The 24,135-nt window shown below is 66.0% G+C and carries 22 protein-coding genes; 13 read left to right on the top strand and 9 right to left on the bottom strand.

Annotated features, from left to right (window positions below):
- Window positions 1-50 precede the first annotated feature (50 nt).
- Genes NFE57_RS15140 through NFE57_RS15130 form a run of 3 tightly spaced genes read left to right on the top strand, consistent with a single transcriptional unit; the run spans window position 51 to window position 3,935 of the window.
- A complete protein-coding gene (locus tag NFE57_RS15140; protein WP_252136430.1) occupies window positions 51-1,676 on the top strand; it encodes a GMC family oxidoreductase in 1,626 nt (541 codons plus the stop codon).
- Between the two features lie 2 nt (window positions 1,677-1,678).
- A complete protein-coding gene (locus NFE57_RS15135; protein WP_252136429.1) occupies window positions 1,679-2,851 on the top strand; it encodes an acyl-CoA dehydrogenase family protein in 1,173 nt (390 codons plus the stop codon).
- 1 nt (window position 2,852) lies between these two features.
- On the top strand, window positions 2,853-3,935 hold the full coding sequence (locus NFE57_RS15130; RefSeq protein WP_252136428.1) for an acyl-CoA dehydrogenase family protein: 1,083 nt from the start codon (window positions 2,853-2,855) through the stop codon (window positions 3,933-3,935).
- Between the two features lie 18 nt (window positions 3,936-3,953).
- Here the strand turns inward: NFE57_RS15130 and NFE57_RS15125 are convergent, their stop codons facing one another.
- Genes NFE57_RS15125 through NFE57_RS15115 form a run of 3 tightly spaced genes read right to left on the bottom strand, consistent with a single transcriptional unit; the run spans window position 3,954 to window position 7,299 of the window.
- Window positions 3,954-4,280, bottom strand: a complete 327-nt coding sequence (locus NFE57_RS15125; RefSeq protein ID WP_252136427.1) for a carboxymuconolactone decarboxylase family protein — start codon at window positions 4,278-4,280, stop codon at window positions 3,954-3,956.
- Between the two features lie 11 nt (window positions 4,281-4,291).
- Window positions 4,292-5,149 (bottom strand): p-hydroxycinnamoyl CoA hydratase/lyase, encoded by an 858-nt coding sequence (locus NFE57_RS15120; protein ID WP_252136426.1) that lies wholly within the window; start codon window positions 5,147-5,149, stop codon window positions 4,292-4,294.
- Window positions 5,150-5,166: 17 nt separating this feature from the next.
- Window positions 5,167-7,299 (bottom strand): acetate--CoA ligase family protein, encoded by a 2,133-nt coding sequence (locus tag NFE57_RS15115; protein ID WP_252136425.1) that lies wholly within the window; start codon window positions 7,297-7,299, stop codon window positions 5,167-5,169.
- Window positions 7,300-7,553: 254 nt separating this feature from the next.
- Here NFE57_RS15115 and NFE57_RS15110 point away from each other — a divergent pair, with 254 nt between their 5' ends.
- Genes NFE57_RS15110 through folD form a run of 4 tightly spaced genes read left to right on the top strand, consistent with a single transcriptional unit; the run spans window position 7,554 to window position 11,685 of the window.
- Window positions 7,554-8,459: a cupin domain-containing protein gene (locus tag NFE57_RS15110; RefSeq protein WP_252136424.1), complete on the top strand. Its 906-nt coding sequence runs from the start codon at window positions 7,554-7,556 to the stop codon at window positions 8,457-8,459.
- A complete protein-coding gene (locus tag NFE57_RS15105; RefSeq protein WP_252136423.1) occupies window positions 8,456-9,382 on the top strand; it encodes a DUF6282 family protein in 927 nt (308 codons plus the stop codon). Before NFE57_RS15110 ends, NFE57_RS15105 begins: the two co-directional genes overlap by 4 nt.
- 9 nt (window positions 9,383-9,391) lie before the next feature.
- Window positions 9,392-10,810 carry an aldehyde dehydrogenase family protein gene (locus tag NFE57_RS15100; protein ID WP_252136422.1) on the top strand — a complete coding sequence of 473 codons (1,419 nt, stop codon included), beginning with the start codon at window positions 9,392-9,394 and terminating at the stop codon, window positions 10,808-10,810.
- Between the two features lie 8 nt (window positions 10,811-10,818).
- On the top strand, window positions 10,819-11,685 hold the full coding sequence (gene folD, locus NFE57_RS15095; protein WP_252136440.1) for a bifunctional methylenetetrahydrofolate dehydrogenase/methenyltetrahydrofolate cyclohydrolase FolD: 867 nt from the start codon (window positions 10,819-10,821) through the stop codon (window positions 11,683-11,685).
- A gap of 3 nt (window positions 11,686-11,688) precedes the next feature.
- On the opposite strand, the gene NFE57_RS15090 is transcribed toward folD, so the two are convergent.
- From NFE57_RS15090 to NFE57_RS15080, 3 genes are read right to left on the bottom strand one after another with little or no spacing between them, the layout of a single operon-like run.
- Window positions 11,689-12,498: an amidohydrolase family protein gene (locus NFE57_RS15090; protein ID WP_252136421.1), complete on the bottom strand. Its 810-nt coding sequence runs from the start codon at window positions 12,496-12,498 to the stop codon at window positions 11,689-11,691.
- Window positions 12,495-13,379: an amidohydrolase family protein gene (locus NFE57_RS15085; protein WP_252136420.1), complete on the bottom strand. Its 885-nt coding sequence runs from the start codon at window positions 13,377-13,379 to the stop codon at window positions 12,495-12,497. Before NFE57_RS15085 ends, NFE57_RS15090 begins: the two co-directional genes overlap by 4 nt.
- On the bottom strand, window positions 13,351-14,715 hold the full coding sequence (locus tag NFE57_RS15080; RefSeq protein ID WP_252136419.1) for an MFS transporter: 1,365 nt from the start codon (window positions 14,713-14,715) through the stop codon (window positions 13,351-13,353). The genes NFE57_RS15085 and NFE57_RS15080 overlap by 29 nt, the downstream gene beginning before the upstream one ends.
- Window positions 14,716-14,979: 264 nt before the next feature.
- Here NFE57_RS15080 and NFE57_RS15075 point away from each other — a divergent pair, with 264 nt between their 5' ends.
- The 3 genes from NFE57_RS15075 to NFE57_RS15065 all read left to right on the top strand — a co-directional run bounded on the left by NFE57_RS15075 (window position 14,980) and on the right by NFE57_RS15065 (window position 19,769).
- Complete coding sequence (locus NFE57_RS15075) at window positions 14,980-17,796, top strand: TonB-dependent receptor domain-containing protein (RefSeq protein ID WP_252136418.1); 2,817 nt, start codon at window positions 14,980-14,982, stop codon at window positions 17,794-17,796.
- A 107-nt stretch (window positions 17,797-17,903) separates the two neighbouring features.
- Entirely contained in the window at window positions 17,904-19,241 is a 1,338-nt protein-coding gene (locus NFE57_RS15070; protein ID WP_252136417.1) for an MFS transporter, read from the top strand.
- A gap of 27 nt (window positions 19,242-19,268) precedes the next feature.
- Window positions 19,269-19,769, top strand: coding sequence for a heme-binding protein (locus NFE57_RS15065; RefSeq protein ID WP_252136416.1), 501 nt, complete (start codon window positions 19,269-19,271; stop codon window positions 19,767-19,769).
- On the opposite strand, the gene NFE57_RS15060 is transcribed toward NFE57_RS15065, so the two are convergent.
- From NFE57_RS15060 to NFE57_RS15050, 3 genes are read right to left on the bottom strand one after another with little or no spacing between them, the layout of a single operon-like run.
- Window positions 19,763-20,152 carry a carboxymuconolactone decarboxylase family protein gene (locus tag NFE57_RS15060; protein ID WP_252136415.1) on the bottom strand — a complete coding sequence of 130 codons (390 nt, stop codon included), beginning with the start codon at window positions 20,150-20,152 and terminating at the stop codon, window positions 19,763-19,765. The genes NFE57_RS15065 and NFE57_RS15060 overlap by 7 nt on opposite strands.
- On the bottom strand, window positions 20,152-21,093 hold the full coding sequence (locus NFE57_RS15055; protein WP_252136414.1) for an alpha/beta hydrolase: 942 nt from the start codon (window positions 21,091-21,093) through the stop codon (window positions 20,152-20,154). Before NFE57_RS15055 ends, NFE57_RS15060 begins: the two co-directional genes overlap by 1 nt.
- Window position 21,094: 1 nt before the next feature.
- Window positions 21,095-22,303, bottom strand: coding sequence for a cobalamin-independent methionine synthase II family protein (locus NFE57_RS15050; RefSeq protein WP_252136413.1), 1,209 nt, complete (start codon window positions 22,301-22,303; stop codon window positions 21,095-21,097).
- Between the two features lie 167 nt (window positions 22,304-22,470).
- Here NFE57_RS15050 and NFE57_RS15045 point away from each other — a divergent pair, with 167 nt between their 5' ends.
- The 3 genes from NFE57_RS15045 (at window position 22,471) to NFE57_RS15035 (ending at window position 24,135) form a co-directional block, all read left to right on the top strand.
- Window positions 22,471-23,256 carry an HpcH/HpaI aldolase family protein gene (locus tag NFE57_RS15045; RefSeq protein WP_252136412.1) on the top strand — a complete coding sequence of 262 codons (786 nt, stop codon included), beginning with the start codon at window positions 22,471-22,473 and terminating at the stop codon, window positions 23,254-23,256.
- Window positions 23,253-23,585: a carboxymuconolactone decarboxylase family protein gene (locus NFE57_RS15040; protein ID WP_252136411.1), complete on the top strand. Its 333-nt coding sequence runs from the start codon at window positions 23,253-23,255 to the stop codon at window positions 23,583-23,585. Before NFE57_RS15045 ends, NFE57_RS15040 begins: the two co-directional genes overlap by 4 nt.
- A 127-nt stretch (window positions 23,586-23,712) precedes the next feature.
- The gene (locus tag NFE57_RS15035) at window positions 23,713-24,135 is read left to right on the top strand and encodes a hypothetical protein (protein ID WP_252136410.1); all 423 of its coding nucleotides are present in this window, start codon (window positions 23,713-23,715) and stop codon (window positions 24,133-24,135) included.

Genomic DNA, 24,135 nt, shown 5'->3' with positions numbered 1-24,135 from the left:
ATTCATGTCCAAAATCCATTCGTTATGCGCCGCGATGATCCGCGCCTGAGATGTCGGTGGAGGTCGATTATATCGTCGTCGGCGCCGGCTCGGCGGGCTGCGTTCTCGCCAACCGGCTGAGTGAAAGCGGCACGGAGTCGGTCCTGCTGCTCGAGGCCGGCGGCGCCGATGCGAGCTGGCTGTTTCGTATGCCGCTCGGCTTCATGATGACCGCCGCCAACCCGGCCTATGACTGGGGCTATGCCAGCGAGCCCGATCCGAAGCTGGCCGGCCGCTCGCTGCCGGTGCCGCGCGGGCGCGTGGTCGGCGGCTCCTCTTCGGTCAACGGCATGATCTACATGCGCGGCCATTCGGGCGATTATGACGGCTGGCGCCAAATGGGCTGCCGCGGCTGGGGCTATGCCGATGTCCTGCCCTATTTCCGGCGGATGGAATCGAGCTGGCGCGGCGCGGGGCCGTACCATGGCGATCGCGGCCCGCTCGCGGTCACCCCGGTCGACGGATCGCGCCTGCTCACCGACCCGATCCGCCGTGCTGCGCTTGCCGCCGGTTTCGATGAAAGCGCGGATCTGAGCGGCGAGCAGCAGGAAGGCTTTTCGGGCTGCGAGGTCACGGTCGATCCACGCGGGCGCCGCGCCAGCACCGCCGCCGCCTATCTGCGCCCGGCCTTGAAGCGCCCCAATCTATCGTTGCTGTCGGGTGCGCAGGTCACCCGCGTGCTGATCGAGAACGGCCGCGCGACCGGCGTCGAATATCGCCGCGACGGCAAACTCCATCGGGCCCACGCGCGCAAGGAAGTCGTGCTCAGCGGCGGCGCCTACAATTCACCGCACCTGCTGATGCTCTCAGGGATCGGCCCGGCGGATGATCTGACGGCGCACGGCATTCCGGTGGTGGCCGAATCTCCCGGCGTCGGCCGCAACCTGTCCGAACATCCGCTGGTCTATATGACCTTCGCCGCGCGCGGTGCGACCAGCTTCCTCAATGCACTGCGCGTCGATCGCGCCGCGCTGTCGGTGCTGCGCTGGGCCATGACCGGGCGCGGCGCCTTCGCCAGCCAGATCACCAGCGGCGTGCTGATGTTGCGCACCCGGCCCGAACTCGAACACCCCGACATCCAGCTCGTTTTCCTGCCCGTCCGGCTCGACGCCAAGCTCTGGTTCCCGCTGGTCGGCAAGCGCCAGACGCACGTCTTCTCGGTGATGGTGATGCAGCTCCACCCCGAAAGCCGCGGCAGCGTCACGCTGCGCTCCGCCGATCCGCTGGAGAAACCACGCATCGACCTCAACCTGCTGTCGACGCCAAACGACTTCGCCGAGATTCGCGGCGGCGTGGACGCAGTCCGCCGCATCTTCGCCGCACCACCGCTCGCCGCCATGATCGCGGCCGAGATCGCCCCAGGCGCCGCAGCGCAGGACGACGCCGCGCTCGACGATTTCATCCGCCACAATCTGCGGATCACCCAGCACCCCGCGGGCACCTGCCGCATGGGCGAGGACCCTGAAGCCGTGGTCGACAGCGACCTGCGCGTGCGGGGCATCGCCGGCCTGCGCGTGGTCGATGCCTCGGTGATGCCGACCGTGCCCGGCGCGAACATCAACGCGGCGGTCATCATGATCGCCGAGCGCGCCGCCGATCTGATCCGTGGTCTTCCCCCGCTCACCAAGGACGCCTGACGATGGACCTACAATTCACGGCCGACGAACGTGATTTCCGCGCCACCGTCCGCGATTATCTGACGACCCAGGTGCCGGTGCGCATTCGCGCGGCCATGCTCGAGGACAAGCCCCTGCCCCGCGCATGGATGGTCGAATCGCAGCAGATCCTCAACCGCGCGGGGTATGCCGTCCCGCAGTGGCCGGTCGCCTGGGGCGGCCGCGACTGGTCGGCGGTCAAGCGCATGATCCTCGCCGAGGAGATCGACCGCAACGGCGTGCCCAAGCCGCTCCCCTTCAACGTCGCGCTGATCGGGCCGGTGATCGCCGCATTCGGATCGGAGGCGCAGAAACGCCGCTTCCTGCCCGCGATCGCCAATCTCGACCTGTGGTTCTGTCAGGGCTTCTCGGAGCCGGGCGCGGGATCGGATCTCGCGTCGCTCACCACCTCGGCGGTGCGCGAGGGCGACGCCTATCGCGTCAACGGCCAGAAGACCTGGACGACCTATGCCCATCACGCCGACTGGATCTTCTGCCTCGTGCGCACCGATGCGAGTGGCCGCAAGCAGCAGGGCATCTCCTTTCTTCTCATCGACATGACGAGCCCCGGCATCACCGTGCGGCCGATCCGCACGATCGATGGCTGCCACCATGTCAACGAAATATTCTTCGACGACGTGCTGGTCCCGGCGGAAAATCTGGTCGGCGAGGAAGGGCGCGGCTGGAATCAAGCCAAATATTTGCTCGGGCAGGAACGCACCTCGATGGGCAACGTCGGCCTGTCGCGCCGCCGGCTCGAGCGCGTGCGCGCGCTTGCCGAAGGAATCGACGATCCCGCCTTCCACCGTCGCCTCACGCTCGCCGAGATCGAACTCAAGGCGCTCGAGATCACCCAGATGCGCGTCGTCGCCAGCGCGCGCGACCCCGCCGGGGGGCCCGACCCCAAAACCTCGATCCTCAAGATCCGCGGCGGGGAGATACTCCAGATGGCCGCGGGGCTGGCGTTCGACGCGCTCGGGCCCGACGCACTGACCGCGGGCTTCGCTGCCACGATCGACGAGGACGCCGAATTCCAGGGACTCGACGCCCGTTCGGCGATCGTCTCCACCTATTTCACCGCGCGGAAATACTCGATCTTCGGCGGATCGAGCGAGATCCAGCGCAACATCCTCGCCAAAGCCGTTCTGGGGCTCTGATATGAATTTCGATCTCAGCGACGAGCAAGCATTGCTCCGCGACTCCATCGACCGGTTGTTCGAGGACCATGGCCGCAGCACGCCGCGCGATCCCATGGCACAATGGCAGGACTATCGCGATCTCGGCCTGCTTGCCTTGCCCTTTCCCGCCGCGTCGGGCGGACTCGACGGTGGGCACGAGGCGGTGATGCTGGTGATGGAAGCCTATGGCCGCACGCTTGGTGAGGCGCCGTGGCTCCAATCTGTCCTGCTCGCCGGCCGCCTGCTCGCCGATGCCGGTCACCCGGCGCTGGCCGAGGTGCTCGACCACGGGCGCCGCGCGGCGCTCTGCCTGTACGAGCCCGGCGAACGCTATCGCTGGGATGCCTGCGCCACCCATGCCGAGCGTACCGACGACGGCTGGCGACTGCGCGGCGAAAAGAGCGCACTGCTCGACGGCAGCACCGCCGACCTGCTGATCTGCCCGGCCACGACCGCCGACGGCCTCGGCCTTTTCCTCATCCCCGCCGATACACAGGGCGTTGCGCAGCAAGCGCATCCTACACCCGACGGCCGCAGCGCCACCAACATCCGCTTCGACAATGTTTTGCTGCCGGAAAATGCAGCGATCGGCGATCCCGCCACCAACCGCGACCTGCTCGCCGCCGTCATCGACGGCGCGATCGTCGCCTGTTGCAGCGAAGCCGTGGGCGCGATGGAGCGGCTACTCGCGCTCACCACCGATTATCTGCGCACGCGCAGCCAGTTCGGCGTCGCGATCGGGACGTTCCAGGCGCTGCAACATCGCGCCGCGGACATGCTGGTCGCGATCGAACAGGCGCGCTCGATCACGATCTACGCCATCTCGATGCTCGATGCGCCAGCCGCGAAACGCACCGTGGCCGCCGCCGCGGCGCGGGCGCTGGTCAACCGCACCGGCCGCTTCGTCGGCAGCGAGGCGATCCAACTCCATGGCGGCATGGGCCTGACATCGGAATATCCCGCCGGGCGCTATTTCCAGCGGCTGACGGTGCTCGAAACCTTGTTCGGCGACACCGAGCACATGCTCGCCGAGGTCGAGCGCGGCGGTGGGGTGGGCGCCTGACGGCGCCCGGCTCCCCGCTTAACCCTTCCGCTTCTCGACCACCTCAAGCAGCATCCGCGACGCGGTGACCGACGCCGGCCAGGACGCATAGAAGGCCAGGTGCAGCAGCGCCTCGCCCAGTTCCTCCACCGTCACACCATTGTCGAGCGCGAGGCCGAGATGCGCCTCGAGCTGCTGATGCCGGTTGGCGGTCATCAGCGCCGCCACCGTCAGCATCGAACGGTCGCGCTTGGACAGCCCGGCGCGCTCCCACACTTCGCCATAGAGAATCCGATCGGTCATCTCGACAAAGGCCGGGACGACCTCCGCCAGCTCACCGCCTTTTGCACCGCTTGGTCGCTTCATGGCTCTACCCCTCAATCGCGCTTGTAATTGCCGTGGCCGGGCTTGAACGTCTTCTCGTCGAGAAACTGGACCATGCCCTTTTCGCGGCCCTTCTCGCGGTCGACGAACGTGGTCTGATCGCCCTTGGCGGTCAGATATTCGGCCGCCAGCTCCCAATCCATCTCGCGCGCATATTTATACGCCATGCGCGCCTGACGCAGCGTCGTCGGGTTCTTGCCCAGCAGCACCTGCGCCAGTTCGCGCGTGCGTTGCTTGAGCGTGTCGGCGGATACCGCTTCGTTGATCAGCCCCAATTCCTTGGCGCGCCGGCCGTCAAACTGTTCACCGGTCATCACATAATAAAGCGCCTCGCGGTCGCCCATCAGCGTCGACAGCGCCTTGGAAACCACGCCACCGGGAATGATACCCCAATTGATCTCGGACAGGCCGAACACCGCCTTCTCGTCGGCGATCGCCAGATCGCAGCAGATCAAGGGGGTGAAGGCGCCGCCGAAGCACCAGCCGTTGACCATCGCGATCGTCGGCTTTGCGTAGAACATCAGCGTGCGCCATTGCCAGGCGCGCGTCTCGCGATAGGCGCGGTGACGCTCGACATCGCTCACCGCGTCCGAGGCCCGGAAGAAGCCCTGCAAATCCATGCCCGCAGAGAAAGCCTCGCCCTTGCCGGTGAGCACGATCACGCCGCAGCGATCGTCGAGTTCGAGCGCGTCGAGCACCTGATTCATCTCGCGCGCCAGCTCGATACTCATCGCATTGCGCTTTTCGGGGCGATTGAGATGAACCCAGGCGATGCCGTCCTCGAATTCCACCAGCACGGTGTTCCCACCGGGCACCGGCCGCGTGTCCTTGTCATCCATGATCGTCTCCATCCTTGTCTCGCCTTTTGCTACGCGCCGGTGACGATCAGCGCATCCAGCGCCACCGCCCCGTCGCCTTCCGCCAGCACCATCAGCGGATTGATGTCGATTTCGTCGATGTTGAGCCCCGCACGCATCACAGCGCCGACCTTCACCACCACGTCCGCGACGGCTTCGACGTCGCGCGCCGGCCGCCCACGAAATGCGCCAAGCAGCGCCGCGCCGCGCAAGCCGCGAATGCGTGTCACCGCGCGCGCATGCGAAATATCGGCGGGCAGCAGTTCCGCCGCGTCGAGTGCCTCGATCAGCACGCCGCCAAGGCCGACCATCACGGTCGGACCCCATTCGGGGTGATGGCGTGCGCCCACCACCATCTCGAGACCGGGCGACGACATCCGCTCGACCAACACGCCCTCGATCGGAATCGGCCCAAGATTGCTCATCAGCCGTACCCACCCGTCGCGAAGCTGCGCCTCGTCCGCCAGGTTCAGGATCACGCCGCCGACGTCGCTCTTGTGGCTGAGCGCGCCGGCCTGGGCCTTGAGCACCACTGGAAAGCCGATCCCGGCGGCAATCTTCAGCGCGTCACCGATCGTCGCCGCAAGCGCGCCCTCGGGCACGCGCACGCCGATTTCGCGCAGGAATGTCTTGCCGATATATTCGGGCTTCACCCCGGCCTCGGCCCAGCCCGACAGCCCGGTGGCGGGCGGCGTACGATCCGCGACCCCGCCGAGCGCATCGGCATAGCGCCGGGCGGCGGCAAAGGCCCGCATCGCGCGTTCGGGCGATCGGAACAGCGGCGTCTCGCTCGCGCGCATCGCCGCGACGAAATCGGGATCGAGCGGAGATTCGTCGCCGACGATCGCGACCGCCACCGGCTTGGTCGCGGCCAGCGCCTCGGGGATGATCGCCTCGCCTTTGGCTCGTTGCTGCGACGGGCCGCCGCCCGCCATCGGCAGCAGCACGCCGCTCACCGCCGGATCGGCGAGCATTGCCGCCGTCGACAGCCCGAAGATGTCGCCCTTGGCGAAACCGGTGGTGCCGACGTCGAGCGGATTGTCGATCTCCATGCCCGCGGGCAGCAAGGCGGCGAGCCGCGCCAGCGTCGCATCCGCAACGGTCGCGATCGGCAGTTCGATATCTTCGGCGAAGTCGAACGCCATGCCACGCAGTGCGCCCGAATTGGTGATCACGCCCAGCGCGCCCGGCACGGGCGTCGGAAAGCGGTGGAGGATCGCAACGGTATCAAACAGTTCGTCCAGCGTATCGACCATGACGACGGCATCGTTCTCGACCGCGGTGCGCATCAGCGCATAATCGCCCACCATCGCCCCGGTGTGCGACTGCGCGGCTTGCTGCCCGCGTTTGCTGCGGCCCGGATGAAGCATCACCACCGGAACCCCCGCATCACGGGCGTGGCGTACCGCGACCAGAAAGGCTGCTGGATCGCGGACCTGCTCGCAATACAGCGCGATCGCAGCCGCCCGGCCCTGCGCGACGATGAAATCGATCATATCGCTCGCGCGGACGACCGCTTCGTTTCCGGTCGCCACCTGCAGCGCAACCGAGATGCCGCGGCCCTGCATCGCGGCGCGGATGCTCGATGCCGCCGCCCCGCTCTGCGCCACCACCGCCACGCTGCGGCGCGCGCCGAGCGGTTGCGGATGCGCGGGCTCGAAGGTCAGCGCCATGCCGCCGGCCTGGTTCACATAGCCCATGCAATTGGGGCCGAGCAGCGCCATGCCCGCCGCGCGACAGACCGCCGCGATCGCCTCCTGATCGCACCGCCCGTCCTCGCCGCTCTCGGCGAAGCCAGAGGCGAACACGATCACGCCGCCCACGCCGCGCCGCGCCGCCGCCTCGACTGCCGGCAGGATCGCGGCGCGCGGCACGTTGAGCACCAGCGCATCGACGCCCTCAGGCAGATCGTCGACCGAGCGCACGCAGGGCCGCCCGTTGATCTCGTCACGCGTCGGGCTGATCAGATGCACAGCGCCCGCGAAGCCGAAACGCGCGCAATTCGCCAGGATCACGCCGCCCATCGTCGCGGGATCGGGTGAGGCACCCGCGATCGCGATCGAGCGCGGTTCGAGCAGCCGCGTCAGGCCTGAGCGCGACTCCGTCGCGCTCTCCGCGACCATTTCCGTTGCGGCTTGCGACACGCTGGCGCTCCTCCCTCGACCAATATCAGCTTGCCTGCTATCTTGGCGCGGTCCGACGCGAGGTCCAATGCCTATTTCGGTCATGAACGATAATATCACGATATAAGTGATTATCGGCGCTCTGATACTTTCCTGGTATCGAGTGGCCGCCGACAAGGAATTAGACGCCGGGCGCGGTGCGACCATAGATTGACGCAATAAAGCCGCGACAATGCGCGCGGCTGAGAGGAGAGCTGATGTACGGGCGCAACGATTTGAGGACCACCCTCGCCCCCCAGGCCAACGGCCCGGCGCCGACGAGCTTCAAGCATGCCAGCTACGCCCGCTTCTACGATCAGGCGCCGCAGGAAAGCACCGAACTGGTTGATACGTGGTACGCCCGCGGCCAGACGATGGTGGTCGCCTATAGCGTTGCCCAGCCCGGCGCGGTGCTCGAACGCATCGCCCAGCCCGACGAATATGCCATCGTTCTGCCCGACGACGATGGAGCCGAAATCGAGATCGAGATCGCCGAGGGCCGCGCGACCATGTCGGGCCGCGCGGTCGCGTTCGTCCCCGCGGGCGACAGCCGGATCGTCGTCCGAAAGGGTGGCCGGATCCTGCGGCTCCTCACCACGCGCGCCGCCGATCTGGTCGCGAAGACCTCCAACGCTGGCGATTACGCCCAGCCCGACCCCAACGTGGCGCCGTTCGAGCCCTGGCCCGATCCGGTCGGCGGACGCCGCATCCGCGTCTATCCGGGCGATGTCGCGCCCGAGCAGGGGCGGTTCGGCCGCCTCTATCGCGGCTCGACGATCATGATCAATTTCGGCGACGGCCGCCCCGGCCCACGCGCACCCGACAATCTCTCGCCGCATCACCACGACGATTTCGAGCAATATTCGATCGCGCTCGACGGCGATTATATCCACCATCTGCGCTGGCCCTGGATCAGCGATTCGACCCAGTGGATCGCCGACGATCACGAGCGCTGCCTGGCGCCGTCGGTCGCGGTGATCCCGCCGCCCACGACGCATACGTCGCAAGGCATCGGCGATGGCCTCAATCGCCTGATCGACGCCTTCTGCCCACCGCGCCGGGATTTCTCGGCCAAGCCGGGCTGGGTGCTCAACGCGGCCGATTATCCGATGCCCACATCCACCGGGGAGACCGAAGTATGAGCGACCGGATCACCCAACTCCTCAAGGGCGCGATCGACCTTCATTGCCACAGCGGCCCCTCGGTGATGCCGCGCCGCCTCAACCATGTCGAGGCGATCCGGGAAGGCGAAGCCGCCGGGCTCCGCGCGATCCTGTTCAAGGACCATTATTACTCGGTCACGCCGGTCGCGGCACTGCTCGACGAGATCATGCCGGGCTCGGTCAAGCTGCTCACCGGGGTGCCGCTCAACAATACTATCGGCGGCTTCAATCCCTATGCCGTCGAGCACGGCTTCAAGCTCGGCGCGCGGCTGGTGTGGATGCCCACCTTCTCGTCGGCCAACCATATCCGCCATTCGCACCGCAAGCAGTTCCTGCCGACCAAGGACAAGATGCTCGATCCGACGATGCTCACCGTCGTCGACGATCGCGGCAAGCTCAAGGATGAGGTCAAACGCATCCTCGATCAGATCGCGGAATACGATGCCGTGCTCTCGGCGGGCCATCTCCACATCAGCGAGATCTGGCCGCTCTTCACCGAGGCCAAGACGCGCGGTATCACCCGGCTGCTGGTCAACCATCCGACCTTCCTGATCGGCTGCACCCCCGCCGACATGGGCGAGTTGGCGAAAATGGGCGCCTATCTCGAACATAGCTGCTGCATGTGGGCGGGCGTTCAGGGCAAGAACTACAGCCATGACAGCCTGAAAATGTGCATCGAGTCCGGCGGCGTGGCCAACACGATCATCGGCTCCGATCTGGGCCAGGTCGGCAATCCGACGCCGGTCGAGGGGCTTCGCTATGTCATCCAGATGCTGATCGATATCGGCTATGGCGACGACGACATCAGCGCGATGATCGGCGACAACCCCGCCCGGCTCGTCGGGCTCGATCTCGACGATGCCGCCGCCGAAACAGCGGCACGCCAAGCCCAGCCAGCCTGAGGAATGCCCATGGATCATCACTTCCGCCTGCTCGTCGGTGGCGCCCTGGTGCCGGGTGTGGCCAGCTTCGATGTCATCAATCCGGCAACCGCCCGGCCCTTCGCGCAATGCCCCAGGGCCGATGCGGCGCTGCTCGACGATGCCGTTGCCGCCGCGAAACGCGCTTTTCCCGGCTGGGCTGCGACGCCGATCGGGGAACGCGCCCGGCTGGTGGAAGCGCTGGCCGACGCGCTGGCCGAACGCGTGGCGGAATTTGCCGCGCTGCTCACCGCCGAACAGGGCAAGCCGCTCGATCAGGCCGCCAGGGAGATCGGCGGTTGCGTCGCGGTGATGCGCGCCTTTGCGACCATGCGGCTCGACCCCAAAGTGCTGCGCGACGACGGCGCCAACCGCGTGATCGAGCACCGCACCCCGCTCGGCGTGGTGGCGACGATCACGCCCTGGAACTTTCCGATGATGCTGCTCGCGAACAAGGTCGCGCCCGCGCTGATCGCCGGCAACACGCTGGTCTGCAAGCCCGCGCCCACCACCCCGCTCACCGCCTTGCTGTTCGGCGAGTTGTGCCAGAAAATCCTGCCGGCGGGTGTGGTGAACATCCTGTGCGACGAAAACGAACTCGGCCCCGCGCTGACCGCGCACCCGGATATCGCCAAGGTCTCCTTCACCGGCTCGACCGCGACCGGCAAGAAAGTACTGGCGTCCTCGGCGGGCACGCTCAAGCGTGTGACGCTCGAACTGGGCGGCAACGACGCGTCGATCGTGCTCGACGACGTCGATCCGGTACAGATCGCCGCCAAGGTGTTCGCGGGATCGATGCGCAACGCCGGCCAGATCTGCGTCGCGATCAAGCGCGTCTATGTCCCCGAAGCGCTCTATGACGCCTTTTGCGACGAGATCGCCCGGCTGGCGCGCGCGGCGGTGGTCGACGACGGCGCCAATCAGGGCGCGCAGATCGGCCCGGTGCAGAACCGGCTCCAGTTCGACAAGGTCGCCGCACTGATCGAGGACAGCGCGACGCGCGGTACGGTGATTGCCGGCGGCGCCCCGCTCGACCGGCCGGGCTATTTCATCCCGCCGACGATCGTCCGCGACATCGACGACGCAGCTCCGCTGGTGCAAGAGGAGCAGTTCGGGCCGGTGTTGCCCGTGCTCAAATATCGCGACCTCGACGATCTGATCGCGCGCGTCAACGGCACCGATTACGGGCTCGGCGGTACCGTCTGGAGCAATGATCTCGCCCGCGCGACCGAGGTGGCGATGCGCGTCACATCGGGCACGGTGTGGATCAACCAGTTGATGGCGATCGATCCGCGCCTCCCCTTTCGCGGCCTGAAGCAATCCGGCATGGGCACCGAAATGGGCCAGGAAGGGCTGGAGGAATATACGCAGGCGCAGGTGATCAACGCGGTCACGCTCGACGCCGCGTGACGACGACGCTGGCTGAGCGGATCGACGGGCGCGCGCTCGCCCGGACGGTCGACGCCCGCACCGCGGCCGCTGTGCGCGACATCCGCGCGCGCGACGGCGCGCCGCCGGGGCTGGCGGTGGTGTTGATCGGCAACGACCCCGCGAGCGAAGTCTATGTCGCCAGCAAGATCGCGGCATGCGCCCGCGTCGGGATTACCTCGAGCGAGCATCGCCTCCCGGCGAGCACGCCGCAGGACGCGCTGCTGACGCTGATCGCGCGCCTGAACGCCGACCCTTGCATCCACGGCATCCTCGTTCAGGTGCCGCTGCCGCCGCATATCGACGAAGCCACTGTCCTCGGCGCGGTCGACCCCGCCAAGGACGTCGATGGTTTCCACCCGGTCAATGTCGGGCGGCTCTCGACCGGCACCGGCGGGCTCGTCCCGTGTACGCCGCTCGGCGTGATGATGCTGCTCGATAGCGTGCTCGACGATCTCACCGGGCTCGACGCGGTGGTGATCGGCAAGTCGAACATCGTCGGCAAGCCGATCGCGATGCTCCTGCTCGAACGCGAGGCGACGGTGACGGTCACCCATATCGAAACGCGCAACCTGCCCGATATCGTGCGCAAGGCCGACATCATCGTTGCCGCGGCTGGCGCGCCGCGCCTCGTCAAGGGCTTCTGGATCAAGCAAGGCGCGGTGGTGATCGACGTCGGCATCACCCGCGTCGTCCAGCCCGACGGCCGCACCAGGCTGGTCGGCGACGTCGCGTTCGACGAGGCCCAGCACGCGCGCGCCGTCACCCCCGTGCCCGGCGGCGTTGGCCCGATGACCATCGCCTGCCTGCTCGCCAACACGGTCAAGGCCGCGCAGATGCGCGCCGCTCGGGCCTGAGATTTAGAAGAAGTAGAAGCGTAGCGCAGCGTCGGAGATGCGCCGACGCGTGGCCGCGTCGGGCACGATGCGGTAGAATGTCTCCAGCGCGTCGGTAAAACGCATCCGCTCCTCGGCACCCACGAACGGCGCATCGCTGCCCCAGAACAGCCGTTCGGGCCCCGCCACCTCGAGCAGCTTGCCTGCATAGCTGGCCAGCCGCTCGGCCGGCAGCCGAAAGCCGGCCGAGATCTTCACCCGGACACGCCCGGTATCGATCGACCGCAGCACCGCCTGGAAGCCCTCGCCTTCCATATCGCGCTCGCTGCGCAGCAGCCCGAAATGGTCGATCACGATATCGACACGATGCTCGGCAAGCGCGGGGAGGATTCCAGCAAGTTGCGGCCCGGCAAGATTGAGCTCCAGATGCAACCCCGCATCGGCCAGCCGCGTCACGAAACGCCGAAACCGATAGCCCTGGAGATCTGGCAGCGGGGCGTCCGGCCGAAGCTGGAACCGCACCCCGCGCACCCCCTGCCGCCGGAGATCGGCGAGGTCGGCCGGCCCGGTGTCGGGATCGAGCATCACCGTCGCGCGCAACCGCGGATGCTGCGCCAGCGCAGCAAGACTATAATCGTTATAGTCGCCGAACAGGCTCGCCGCGGTGATCACGCCGAATGCAACACCATGCGCATCGAGCTCGGCCAGATACGCCTCGACCGGATAATCGTAATCGGGCCGCGTCCAGGCGGTATCGGTAAACGGCATCGCGCGGGTGAAAACATGCGCGTGCGCGTCGATCACCGGCGGCTCGGGCGCCGCTGCCCCGGTCATCCGCCGAAAAGCCGCTGGCCATTCGCGTGCAGCACCCGGTCGCGCTCCGAGGCGTCGAGCAGGCTGGTCGCCGCCACCGCCTGCGTCACCATCTCGGCATAGGTCTCCTTGGTATTCCCGTAGTCGGAGCCCCACATCACGCGGCCAGCGCCATAGATATCGACGATGTGACGCAGGAAACGCGCCGCATCGATCCCGGTCTCGCGGAAACGGTTGAGGTTGATCTGGGTGAATTTGAAAACGATGTTGGGCACCTCGGCCAGCATCAGATGTTCAGCCCCCAGCGTTCCTTCCACGCCCGCATCGATCGCCGGCCAGCCGCAATGGTCGAGCGCGATCGTCATCGGCGCGAAGCGCCTGGCGAGCGCCACGATCCGTCCCAGCGCCGCCGCCGAGGGCTGGCCGGGCGCATACATCACGACCATCGTCAGCTTGTGCGCGGCGGCGACTTCCCATGTGTCAAGCGCGGCCGGCGAATCGAGCCACGGATAGTCGCCCCGATCGTCGGGATAGCCGAACAGGCGCAGCCCGCGCACATTGTGCGTGCGCGCCAGCGTGTCGAGCATCGCCGGGGTTTCGGGCTCGGCCGCGCTGAGGATCAGCACGGCCGAAATACGGTCGCGATGCGCATCGGCGACGGCCAACGTGTAGCTGTTATCGGTCTTGTAGACGGTATTGTACTGCACCGCGGCGCCGCCGGTGACGCCGTTCTCATTCCACAGACCGAGGATCCGTGCCGCCGTCGCCGGCTCGGCGTCGATACGGCGCAGGATCGATTCGCGCCCCTCGCGCGCGCCGGCGATCTCGATCGGGAAACGCGCGATATCGTTGGTGAAGAAATGCGCGTGGGTATCAAACAGCCTGACGGGCGGGTTCTGCATCGAAGTCTCCAGTGGAAGCCTTGCCCGCGGCAAGACGGTTGGCGAGGTGCATCGTGATCGCAGGAATGATCGCGATCGCCGAAAAGACGAAATAGGTGCCCATGCGATCGAGCCCGGTGCTGAGCAGGAAGCCGCCGATCATCGGACCGACGATCGCCCCAACCCTGCCGAAGCCCACCACAAAGCCCACCCCGGTGGCCTGGATCGACGGCGCATAGATGTTCACCGCGACCAGAAACAGCCCGGTATAGGCGCCAACCACGAAGAAGGTGGTGAGCCCGGCCATCGCCAGCAGCGGAATCGGATCGGGGGGCTGAATGCCGAAAATCACCAGTGTCACCATCGCGCCGGTGAAGAACATCGCGGTCAGCCGGCCCTCGCCGACGCGCCGCCCCGCCAGCCCCATCGCGAGGTGGCCAAGCGCACCGCACGCACCGGTGATGATCCCGCTCGCCGCCGCCAGCGTCGGCGTCAACCCGGCATTGGCGAGAATCGTCGGTTTCCAGTTGAGCAGGAAATAGCCGACGATCGCGTAGGTCAGCGACGCGATCCAGATGAGGATGGTTTGCCCGCGTAAACCGGGTTCGAGCATCGCGGTGAGCGAGGTACGCCAGTTGCGCACGATCGCGGGCCGGGGCGGCATCGCGGCGAACGGGTCGAGCCTCATGCGGCGCTGAAGCCGATTGAGCCGCGCCAGATCCCGCGCGGCCTGCCGCCGTACGAGGAAATCGCGCGATTCGCCCAGAATGAAGAAGCTGAGCACCAGCGTGATGACGTTGAGCGTGCCGGCAGCGACGAAGACCGCCCGCCAGCCGATGGTTTCGAGCACCAGCGCGGCGATACCGCTGCCCAGCATCATGCCGATCGTAAAGCCCGTATGCAGGATCGCCATGCTCAGGTTACGCGCCTTGGTGCTCGCATAATCGGCGACGGTAACATTGAGGCACACCACGAGTGTGCCGAGTCCGATACCGGTGACCAGCCGCAACACGAACAACTGCCACAATGCCGACGCCACGCTGGTCAGCGATACCGCGATCGTCAGCGACGCCAGGCTGCCGAGCATCACCGGGCGGCGCCCGATCTTGTCGGCCAGCGGCGCCACCAGGAACGCGCCGATCGTCAGCCCGATCGCCGCGGCGCTGAAGATCGTGCCGAGCACGCCCGGATCGACCTGCCACTCCTTGCTCAATACCGGTGCGGCGACCGCGAGCGACACCACATCGAAGCCATCGGAGATGTTGATCAGACAACACAGCATCACGACCGCATATTGGTAGGGGCTCATCCCGGCAGGCGGTTCCACCGCCTGCGCCCGGTTCCCGACAGCCGCCATCGACGCTTTCTCCTGTGACCGCCGTTCGAGTCGAAGGATCGAGCCCCCGATTCCACCGCGCTTTTGACTAACGACGTTCAGTATTAACTGATTTTGTGCTTGCCAGCTAGACTTTATATGTCATAGGCAACTGACGTTCGTTAATTCAGAATGAGTGTCACCGGCGAACCGCGAACACGCGATCGTCGGAAACCGGGCGGAGTCATTCTGCGGACGCGCGGTGCGATCCGCCGAAGAGCTCGAGCCTTTCGAGGGGAGGATTAGATGAAGAACTCGCAGCCAGTGTTCGCGTGTGCCCGCCACCGTGCGGCGTTGAAGGACGTCAGCATCACCGCCATCGCGCTCGCTTCGCTGGCGATCGCGGTTCCGGCCTATGCCCAGGCCGAATCGGAGTCGCAGCAGGACGAGATCGCCGCCGCCAACGACGCGGGCAGCAGCAGCATCGTCGTGACCGGTTCACGCCTCGGCTCGGGCTTTACCGCGCCGACGCCGGTGACCACGATCGGCGCGGGCCAGATCGAGGACCGCGCGCTGACCAGCGTGGCCGAACTCGCCTATGAGATTCCGCAACTGCGCATCAACCAGAACGTCGGCAAATCGAGCGAGCCGGTCGGCCAGAACGTCGCCGATCTCCGCGCGCTGGGCGCCGCGCGCACGCTGCTGCTGCTCGACGGGCGTCGCCTCGCGGCGACCAATCCGTTCGGCGGCGTCGATACCAATATCTTCCCCGTCTCGCTGATCAGCGGCGTCGAAGTCGTCACCGGCGGCGCGTCCGCCGCCTACGGCTCGGACGCGGTGGCGGGCGTGATCAACTTCTCGCTCGAAAAGAAGATGGAAGGCGTCAAGCTCGATGCCTCCTACGGCGTGTCCGATTATGGTGACTTCAACCGCCCGGTGCTCTCGGGTGCGGCGGGGCATTCGTTCCTCGATGGTCGCCTGAACATCACGATCGCGGGCGATTTCTACCGCAATACCGGCCAGACGACGGTTGCCTCGCGCCCATGGGGGCGTGGCAATCCCGTCTTGTTCAACAATCCGGCCTATACGCCCACCAACGGCCAGACGAAGAATTTCATCGCCTATAACGCGCTCTATTCGAAGATGACCTTCGGCGGCCTGATCAACGCGCCGGTGGGGAGCCCGCTTCACGGCATCCAGTTCGGCCCCGGCGGGACGCCCGAGCCCTTCACCTACGGCGCGACGCCCAACACCACCTTCATGATCGGCGGCGATGGCGTCTCGATCCAGGACGAAGGCAACATCCTGCCGCACATCACGCGCTATTCGGGCTATAGCCGGGCCAGTTTCGAGGCCAGCAAGAACCTCACCTTGTGGGCCGACCTGCTCTGGTCGCGCGTCGAAGTGCTGTCCGATCTCGCGCCCAATTACGACAACGGCACGCTGACCATCCATCAGGACAACGCCTTCCTGCCGCAATCCATCCGGCAGATCATGATCGACAACAACATCCCCTCGTTCGCGTTCGGCCGGATGAACCTCGACGACGGTTTTTCGGAAAATAACAGCGTGTCGCGCGCGACCCGTTATGCCGTGGGCGCCGAAGGCAATTTCGGCAGCTGGGACTGGGACGTCTACGCCCAGCGCTCGGAAAACACCTTCCGGCAGGAAAGCGTGAACAACCGTATCAACGCGCGCTGGACGCAGGGCATCGATGCGGTGATCAGCCCGGTCACCGGCCAGCCGGTGTGCCGCATCAACGTCGATGCGAACCCGAACAACGACAATGCGGCGTGCGTGCCGATCAATGCCTTCGGGGCAGGCTCGATCAGCCAGGCCGCGCTCGACTGGTATCGCGGCACCTCGTTCTACGATGCCAGGATGAGCCAGAATTCGTTCGGCGCGAACCTCAACGGCTCGCCGTTCAACACCTGGGCCGGAGAGGTCAAGATCGCGGTCGGCGGCGAATATCGCCGCGAGGAGATCAAAAGCGTCTCGGATCCGATTTCGGAAGTCTCGGGCTGGCGCTCGATCAACCAGAAGTCGTTCGCCGGTGATCTCGATGTGTGGGAAGTCTACGCCGAAGCTGCGGTTCCGCTGGCCAAGGACTTGCCCTTCGCCAACAATATCGAGTTCAACGGCGCGATCCGCTACACCGACTATAGCTCGAGCGGCGGCGTGACCACCTGGAAGGCGGGGCTCAATTATTCGCCGATCGAGGACATCCGGTTCCGCGGGACGCTCTCGCGCGACATTCGCGCGGCGAACGTCAACGAGCTGTTTTCGGGCCAGAATCAGGTCATCAACACGATCAACGATCCGCGCAACAACGTCGCCGGATTCGTGACCCAGTTGACCGGCGGCAACCCGAACCTGCTGCCCGAAAAGGCCGATACCAAGGCCGTGGGCGTGGTGGTCCAGCCCAGCGCGCTGCCCGGCCTGAGCGCGTCGATCGATTATTATTCGATCAAGATCGACGGCGCGATCACCGCGGTCCCGTCGCAGACGATCGTCAACAATTGCTTCATTGCCAATCTCCCCGAATTCTGCGCCTTCGTCACCCAGAATGCCGCGAACGCGATCACGCTGGTTCAGGCGACGCTGATCAACGCGCAGACGATCGAGACCGCCGGCGTCGATTTTGAATTGTCGTACCGGCGTCCGCTGGCGGCCGGCACGCTGGGATCGCGCCTGCTGGTCAACTATGTCGACAAGCTGGCGCTCACCACCTCGGGCGTGACGACGAGTTCGCTCGGCGACATTGCCACCGATCCGGGCGGGCAGCCGCGCTGGAAGGCGAATTTCGACCTCACCTATGCGGGTGGGCCGCTGCGGCTCGGTGCCTATGTCCGCTATATCGGCGGCGGCAAGTTCCGCAGCATCTATGTCGATGACGTCGATCTGCCCGCCGACCAGAACCGGGTGAAGGGCCGCGCCTATCTCGATCTGTCGGCCTCCTACAAACTGACCGACAATATCGAAATCTACGGCAAGATCGACAATCTGCTGAACACCGATCCGCCGGTGATCCCCAACAACATCGTCCAGCCCACGGTGTCCAACTCGCAAATGTACGATCGGATCGGCCGCTATTACGTCAGCGGCGTCCGGTTGCGCTTCTGATGCTCCCGGGATCGTGTCGCCAACGGTGAAAGTGAACCGACTGGAATGCGTATGAGGCCATTGGCGATCGATCCCTATCATCCCCGTTCGGCAGGGAGGCGGCACGCATGAGCACGCCTCCCACACCCGATGCGCTCATCAAGCAATCGCCGATGAGCTGGTATCAATACGCGATCGTCGCGATCTGCGTGCTGACCTATGCCGCCGACGGCCTCGACGTGGTGACCCTGTCTTACGCCGCGCCGGTGATGATCGAACAATGGGGCATCTCACCCGAGACCTTCGGTCTTACCTACAGCGCGACACCCGTCGGCATCGCCCTCGGCTCGATCTTCCTCTCGCCCCTTGCCGATCGGGTCGGACGGCGCCCGTTCGTGCTCTGGCTGCTCGGCGCGCTCGTCGGCCTGCTGTTCCTGACCTCGATCGTCAGCCACATCGCCGAACTCGTGATCCTGCGCCTGCTCACCGGCGTCTGCCTCGGCGCGCTCGTGGTATGTCTCAACGTCACCGTATCGGAATTCAGCAACGCCCAGCGATCGAACCTGCTGATCGGCATCCTGCACACCGGCTATTCGATCGGCGGCATGTTGTGCGGCGCGCTGGCGGCGCTGTTGATCGAACCGTTCGGCTGGCAATCGATCTTCACGGCGGCAACCGTGCTCAACACGATCAGCTTCGTGCTCGCCTTTTTCCTGCTCGCCGAATCGCCCGCCTTCCTTGCCGCGCGCGCGCAGGAGCGGCCGGAAGCGCTCGCCAGGCTCAACGCGCTGCTGCGGCGTATGAACATGCCCGCTTATGAAACGCTGCCGCCCGCGCCCAGTGCGCGCGAAAAGAAACGCGGCGGGCTCGCCGCTATTCCGCGCGCCTTCTGGATCGGTACGCTGCTGCTATGCGTCGCGGGCTTCGTGTTCACCGTCAGCGGCGGCTTCCGGGCGAGTTGGCGCCCGCAGATTCTCGCCTATGCCGGACTGAACATGACCTGGAACGGCATCGCCGGCGTGACAACCTATGGCGCGGGAGTCCTCGCCCATCTGTTCGTCGGCGCGATCGCGCGACGTGGCAGCGAGGTAAAGGTCGCCGTGATCTTCCTCGTGATGATGGGCGTAACCTTCGTGATGCTCGGCGCCGCACCCAATGGCATGACCTGGGCCTTGATCGGCGCCTCAACGCTGTCCGGTTTCTTCAACGTCGGCGCCTACACCGCGCTCATCCTGGTGACGCTCAATTATTATGACGCCACGATGCGCAATGCAGGGCTCGGCATCATGATGGGTTGTTCGCGCGTCGGCGGCATCATCGGCCCGCTGCTCGGCGGCTATGTGATCGGCGCGGGAGCCAGTCGATTCTGGGTGATGCTGCTGTTCGGTGCGATTCTCGTCATCCCGGTCACGACCCTGCTCCTCGCCCGCGCGCAGCGGCCGCGCACTTTGCCCGCGGACGCCTGAACCCCGCATCAACCCAAAGGAACGATGGTGACCCAATTTCATTTCGGTTTGCTCTCGACGGCCATGGCGATGCCGTTGCTACTGATCGCGGGCACCGCGGGCTCGCAGACGCTGCGCCCCGGCCTCGATTATGCCAGCGCTGCGACGATCCGCGATACGTGCATCGCCTGGGCCACGGAACGCGACATGAGGATGGCGATCTTCGTGCTCGAGCCGCACGGCATGCCCGTCACGCTCGCGCATATGGACGGAACCTCCGCCGGTGTGCACGACGTCGCGCGGTGGAAGGCAAATTCGGCAGCACATTCGGGCCGCGCGACCGCCGATACCGCAACGTTCAATCCGCCGCTCAACACGCCCAACGTCGCAACGATGGGCGGCGGGGTACCGATCTACACCGCCGACGGCGCATTGCTGGGCGGGGTCGGCGTCTCCGGGGGCAAACCCGCGGACGATATCGCCTGCGCGACGGCGGGGATCGCAGCGGCGGGCCTCAAGGTCGCGAAGCCCGCCGCACCGGCTCAATAAGCGTCGATCTCCTTGAGCGCCTCGGCAGCGAGGCCCCAGCTTTCGACACCCCCGGCGACACCGATATACATCGTCGTCTGAAGCAGCGTCTCGCGGATATCCTCCTTGGTCGCGCCATTGGCGACCGCGCATTTCACCAGCCGCTTGAGCGGCGTGTGGCGGTTGAGCGCGGCGCAGATCGCCATCGTGATCAGGCTGCGCTCGCGCAGCGTGAGCCCCGGCCGCGTCCAGGTCTCGCCGAAGCACGCCGAGGTAACGTAATTTTCGAGCGGCTCGTGGAAATCGTCGGCCGCGTCGAGGCGACCGACGCTCGCGTCGCCGAACAATTGTTTACGCATCTCGCGCCCGGCCTGGAATGCGGGGTCGTCGGCCTTGAGTGTCATCATTGAATCCTTTTCGGTGCGATGAGAGATTGAAAAGCCTGGCCGAGCCACTGCATCTCGTCGCGGGCCGGCGCGGAAAAGCGCACGGCGCGCAGGAAACCGTGGCACATCGCGGGGGCAACGCGCAGTTCGACCGACCCGCCCGCGAGACGCAGCCGCTCGGCGAAGTCACGCCCCTCTTCCAGCAGCGGGTCGTATTCGGCGCCCAGCAGCAATGCGGGCGGCAATCCCGCGAGATCGGGGCAATGGAGCGGCGGCGGGAACGGCGCGGGATCGCGCGCGGCGCACGCCTGATAGGTTGCGATCATCGCCTCGATGATCGCCGGCACCAGTACCGGATCGCGCGCGGCGCGATAGGCGGGCCGCGTCGCATCCAGATCGAAGCTGCCGTAACAGAGCAACTGGCAGGCAAGCGTCGGCCCGGCCCGATCGCGCGCCAGAATCGCGAGCAACGCGGCGATGAATGCCCCCGCGCTATCGCCCGCGACCGCGATCCGATCCGGATCGAGATCGAGTGGCACAGCCATCCGCGCCGTCCAGCACAGCGCGTCGTAACATTCCTCGATCATCGCACGCGGCGTGGCCTCGGGTAGCCGCGCATAATGGACGCTGACCACGGTCGCCTGCGCGGCATCGGCCAACGCCATCGCCACGGGTTCGTAGCTCGCGATGCTGCCGGTGGTGAAGCCGCCGCCGTGACAATAGACGATCGCCGGCTGCGGCCCTTCTCCCGCCGGGCGATAGAGGCGCAGCGCCGTCTCGCGGCCTTCACACGCGACGAAAGTCGAGGTCACCGTCATCCCCTCGGGGCATGGACAGGCGATCCGTGGCGCGCCGAGATCGGCGGCAAGGCGCCCCTCCTCCAGCGAGGCGGGGCGCGGCCCCCGTACCGCCGCCAGATACTCGGCGATCCCCTCGGCGAGCAGCGGCGCGTCGGTCATATCAACGCCAGAGGCGCGTCGACGCGAGCGCTGCGCCTTCCACCAGCGCGCTCAGCTTGGCCCATTGCACCTCGGGATGCACGCGCGCCATGTTCCAGCCTTGCGAGAAGCCGCAATCGGTGCCGGCAATGACATTCTCGCGCCCGACTACGCTCGCGTAATTCTCGATGCGCATCGCGACGAGTTCGGGATGCTCGACGACATTGGTCTGGTGGCTGATCACGCCGGGCACCAGGATCTTGCCGTCGGGCAGTTTGACGTCCTTCCAGACCGTCCATTCATGCTCGTGGCGCGGGTTGGCGCCCTCGATCACATAGGCCTGCGCCTTGATCTTGAGGATGATGTCGATCACCTCGCGCAGCGGCACGTCGGTGGTGTGCGGCGTGTTCATGCTGCCCCAGCACATATGATAACGTACCCGGTCCTCGGGGATACCGCGGAGCGCGTGGTTATAGGCCTCCACCTGCCGCTCGGAGGCGCGGCGCAGATCCTCGGGCGTAGGGTTGGGATTGCCCGGCAACACCTGATTGCGCGCGGGCAGACCCAGATCGAGCTGAACGATGAAGCCCGCATCGACGATCGCCTTATACTCGACGTGCATCGCATCGGCGAGCGCGTAGAGATAGGCCGATTCGTTCGGATAGACATCGCCCGAATCGGCATCGTCGCGTGCCGGCGTGGCCGAGGGCATGAAGGTCTCGACGAAATCCTTCCCCGCCAGCGCAGCCTTGTAATTGTCGATATCGGTCTGGAGCGCGTCCTGCCCGACATAGGTCAGCGGTGCCGCCACCCGACAACGCGGCAACGGCGCCGCCAGCGCCTTCTGCACCTTTTCCGCGGGCAGTTCGGGTGCCATCCACATCGATTTGTACATGGCGTTGTACTGCTTCATGAAACCGGGGAATTCCTCGGTCAGCAGGCCGTAATAGGCACCACCGTTTCTGGCCGGCAAACGCTCGAGCCCGCCCAGCCGCTCGACGACGTAATTGTGGAAGCTCGGCTTGGAGATCTCGCCGTCGCTGGGAATATCGATCCCGATCTCGGCCTGTTTCGCGACGACGTCGGCGACGCCCTGTGCCACGTCGCGCTGGAACTGCGCTTCATCGACGGGCTCGCCGAGCACCTTGTTCATCATGCCTTCAAGCACGTTGAGCGGCCGGATCAAGCTGCCTACATGAGTCGTCAGGATGCGGTCCGTGCTGCGCTTCACCCATCGTCTCCCGTGATCGCCGCCCGGGGGCGGTCTGTTGGTACCAGGCCCTACAATGAAAGCTTGGCTTATATAAGCGCTGGTGCCATGTTGAATGACGTTTGTAAATAGCAACTGCGCACCTCCTCCCGGAGCGATGCGATGACGATCAGGAGAGGAAAACCGGCATGTTCAACGCATCGGTGAAGCACAAGCTCGAAGCCGGCGAGGTGGTATTCGGGAGCTTCTTCAAACTCGACTCGCCGCCGGTTGCCGAGCTGTTCGGGCTGGCGGGGTTCGATTTCCTGATCATCGATGCCGAACACGGCACCTACACCCATGCCGGAATCGAGAACATCATCCGTACCTGCGAGTTGATGGGCATGAGCAGCGTCGTGCGCACGCCCGACGCCTCCGAAGCGCATATCCTGCACGTGCTCGACAGCGGCGCGAGCGGCATTCAGGTGCCCTCGCTCAAAACCGCCGACGAGGTCCGCGACGCGATCCGCAAGGCCAAATACTGGCCGCTGGGCGAGCGCGGCTCGGCCCGCGCCTGTCGTGCCGCCGCTTATGGCCAGTCGGGCGCCGACTATGAGGCGCGCGCCAATCGCGACACGCTGGTCAGCGTCCATGTCGAGAATAAGGAAATGGTCGAGCAGATCGACGAACTGTGCGCGATCGATGAACTAGACGTGCTGTTCATCGGTCCGGGCGACCTCAGCCAGTCGCTCGGGCATCCCGGCAATGCGGCCCACCCCGACGTGGTAGCGGCGATCGACCGCGTGATCGAGGTCGCCGCCGGCCGCAAGCACATCGGCACCGTGGTGGCCAATGCGCAGCAGCTCGACGCCTATGTGGCGCGCGGCGTGAAATATATCGCCTGGCTGTCCGATCTGGGCATGCTGCGCGGCGCGCTGGGCGCCGCAGCCAAGAATTTCGCGCCCTACCGGGCAACGACGGGAGAAACACGATGAAGAGACCCGCCGGCGGCCGCGGCCGCGAGTTGGCAAGCGTGGCGCCATTGCTCGACGAACTCACCGAAACGATCCTTTACGACAAGGTCTGGGACCGCGCCCAGCTGAGCCCGCGCGATCGCAGCCTGATCACCATCACCTGCCTGATCGCGCTCAACCGCGACCAGACCCAGGGCCATATGGAACTGGGACTCGAAAACGGCCTCACCGTCGAGGAACTGGGCGAGGCGATCGCGCACATCGCTTTCTATGCCGGCTGGCCGGTGGCGGTCAGCGCCGCGCGCAAGCTCAAGACGCTGGTCGAGACGCAGAAACAGGCCAAGGAATAGCGCGGCGGTTTGCGCTCCGCTTGCAGACATTCGATCGTGCGACCCGCGTCGTTTCCCTCGGTTCTGCATTGCTTTCTCATGGCGCGCTCATGCCCCTCATCCGAACGCGTGCTAGTATAAGCCTTCGATGGCCACGGAAGGCACGCCGATGACTGGATCAAACGAACGGGTGGCACCGACCAGCGGAAACCGCGTCTATCGTGTCGGCGTGGCCGTCGCAGTCGTGACGTCGTTCCTGACGGTGCGGACGACAATCATCCGCGACGACGGCGCTGGCATCGGCTTCTTCCTGCTCATCATGGCAGCAATGGTGGGCGCATTTTCGGCCTGGTTCCAGCCCGCAGGCATGGCGCGGACCATGGTTGGCGTCGCGATCATGCAGGTTCTGCTCGGTGTCGCCATCGCCACCGCCCCATCGACCGCGCTCGTGGCGGACGGCCCATCGCGAGCATTGCTATTCAGCGGCGTCTTCGCCGTGCTGTGGCTGATATCGGCGGCGTGTTTCGGGCTGTCGGCCAAAGCGGATCGCGTGCCGGTTGCGGCGGCTTAG

Source organism: Hephaestia sp. MAHUQ-44, assembly GCF_023806085.1.
GTDB lineage: Bacteria > Pseudomonadota > Alphaproteobacteria > Sphingomonadales > Sphingomonadaceae > Sphingomonas.
This window is presented reverse-complemented; position numbering and strand designations above follow the sequence as displayed.

What these genes read in the sequence shown, in the direction of transcription:
- NFE57_RS15140 (WP_252136430.1), top strand. Translation starts at nt 51, where the DNA reads ATGTCGGTGGAGGTCGATTATATCGTCGTCGGCGCCGGCTCGGCGGGC.
- NFE57_RS15135 (WP_252136429.1), top strand. Translation starts at nt 1,679, where the DNA reads ATGGACCTACAATTCACGGCCGACGAACGTGATTTCCGCGCCACCGTC.
- NFE57_RS15130 (WP_252136428.1), top strand. Translation starts at nt 2,853, where the DNA reads ATGAATTTCGATCTCAGCGACGAGCAAGCATTGCTCCGCGACTCCATC.
- NFE57_RS15125 (WP_252136427.1), bottom strand. Translation starts at nt 4,280, where the DNA reads ATGAAGCGACCAAGCGGTGCAAAAGGCGGTGAGCTGGCGGAGGTCGTC.
- NFE57_RS15120 (WP_252136426.1), bottom strand. Translation starts at nt 5,149, where the DNA reads ATGGAGACGATCATGGATGACAAGGACACGCGGCCGGTGCCCGGTGGG.
- NFE57_RS15105 (WP_252136423.1), top strand. Translation starts at nt 8,456, where the DNA reads ATGAGCGACCGGATCACCCAACTCCTCAAGGGCGCGATCGACCTTCAT.
- NFE57_RS15100 (WP_252136422.1), top strand. Translation starts at nt 9,392, where the DNA reads ATGGATCATCACTTCCGCCTGCTCGTCGGTGGCGCCCTGGTGCCGGGT.
- NFE57_RS15090 (WP_252136421.1), bottom strand. Translation starts at nt 12,498, where the DNA reads ATGACCGGGGCAGCGGCGCCCGAGCCGCCGGTGATCGACGCGCACGCG.
- NFE57_RS15085 (WP_252136420.1), bottom strand. Translation starts at nt 13,379, where the DNA reads ATGCAGAACCCGCCCGTCAGGCTGTTTGATACCCACGCGCATTTCTTC.
- NFE57_RS15080 (WP_252136419.1), bottom strand. Translation starts at nt 14,715, where the DNA reads ATGGCGGCTGTCGGGAACCGGGCGCAGGCGGTGGAACCGCCTGCCGGG.
- NFE57_RS15075 (WP_252136418.1), top strand. Translation starts at nt 14,980, where the DNA reads ATGAAGAACTCGCAGCCAGTGTTCGCGTGTGCCCGCCACCGTGCGGCG.
- NFE57_RS15070 (WP_252136417.1), top strand. Translation starts at nt 17,904, where the DNA reads ATGAGCACGCCTCCCACACCCGATGCGCTCATCAAGCAATCGCCGATG.
- NFE57_RS15060 (WP_252136415.1), bottom strand. Translation starts at nt 20,152, where the DNA reads ATGACACTCAAGGCCGACGACCCCGCATTCCAGGCCGGGCGCGAGATG.
- NFE57_RS15055 (WP_252136414.1), bottom strand. Translation starts at nt 21,093, where the DNA reads ATGACCGACGCGCCGCTGCTCGCCGAGGGGATCGCCGAGTATCTGGCG.
- NFE57_RS15045 (WP_252136412.1), top strand. Translation starts at nt 22,471, where the DNA reads ATGTTCAACGCATCGGTGAAGCACAAGCTCGAAGCCGGCGAGGTGGTA.
- NFE57_RS15040 (WP_252136411.1), top strand. Translation starts at nt 23,253, where the DNA reads ATGAAGAGACCCGCCGGCGGCCGCGGCCGCGAGTTGGCAAGCGTGGCG.
- NFE57_RS15035 (WP_252136410.1), top strand. Translation starts at nt 23,713, where the DNA reads ATGGCCACGGAAGGCACGCCGATGACTGGATCAAACGAACGGGTGGCA.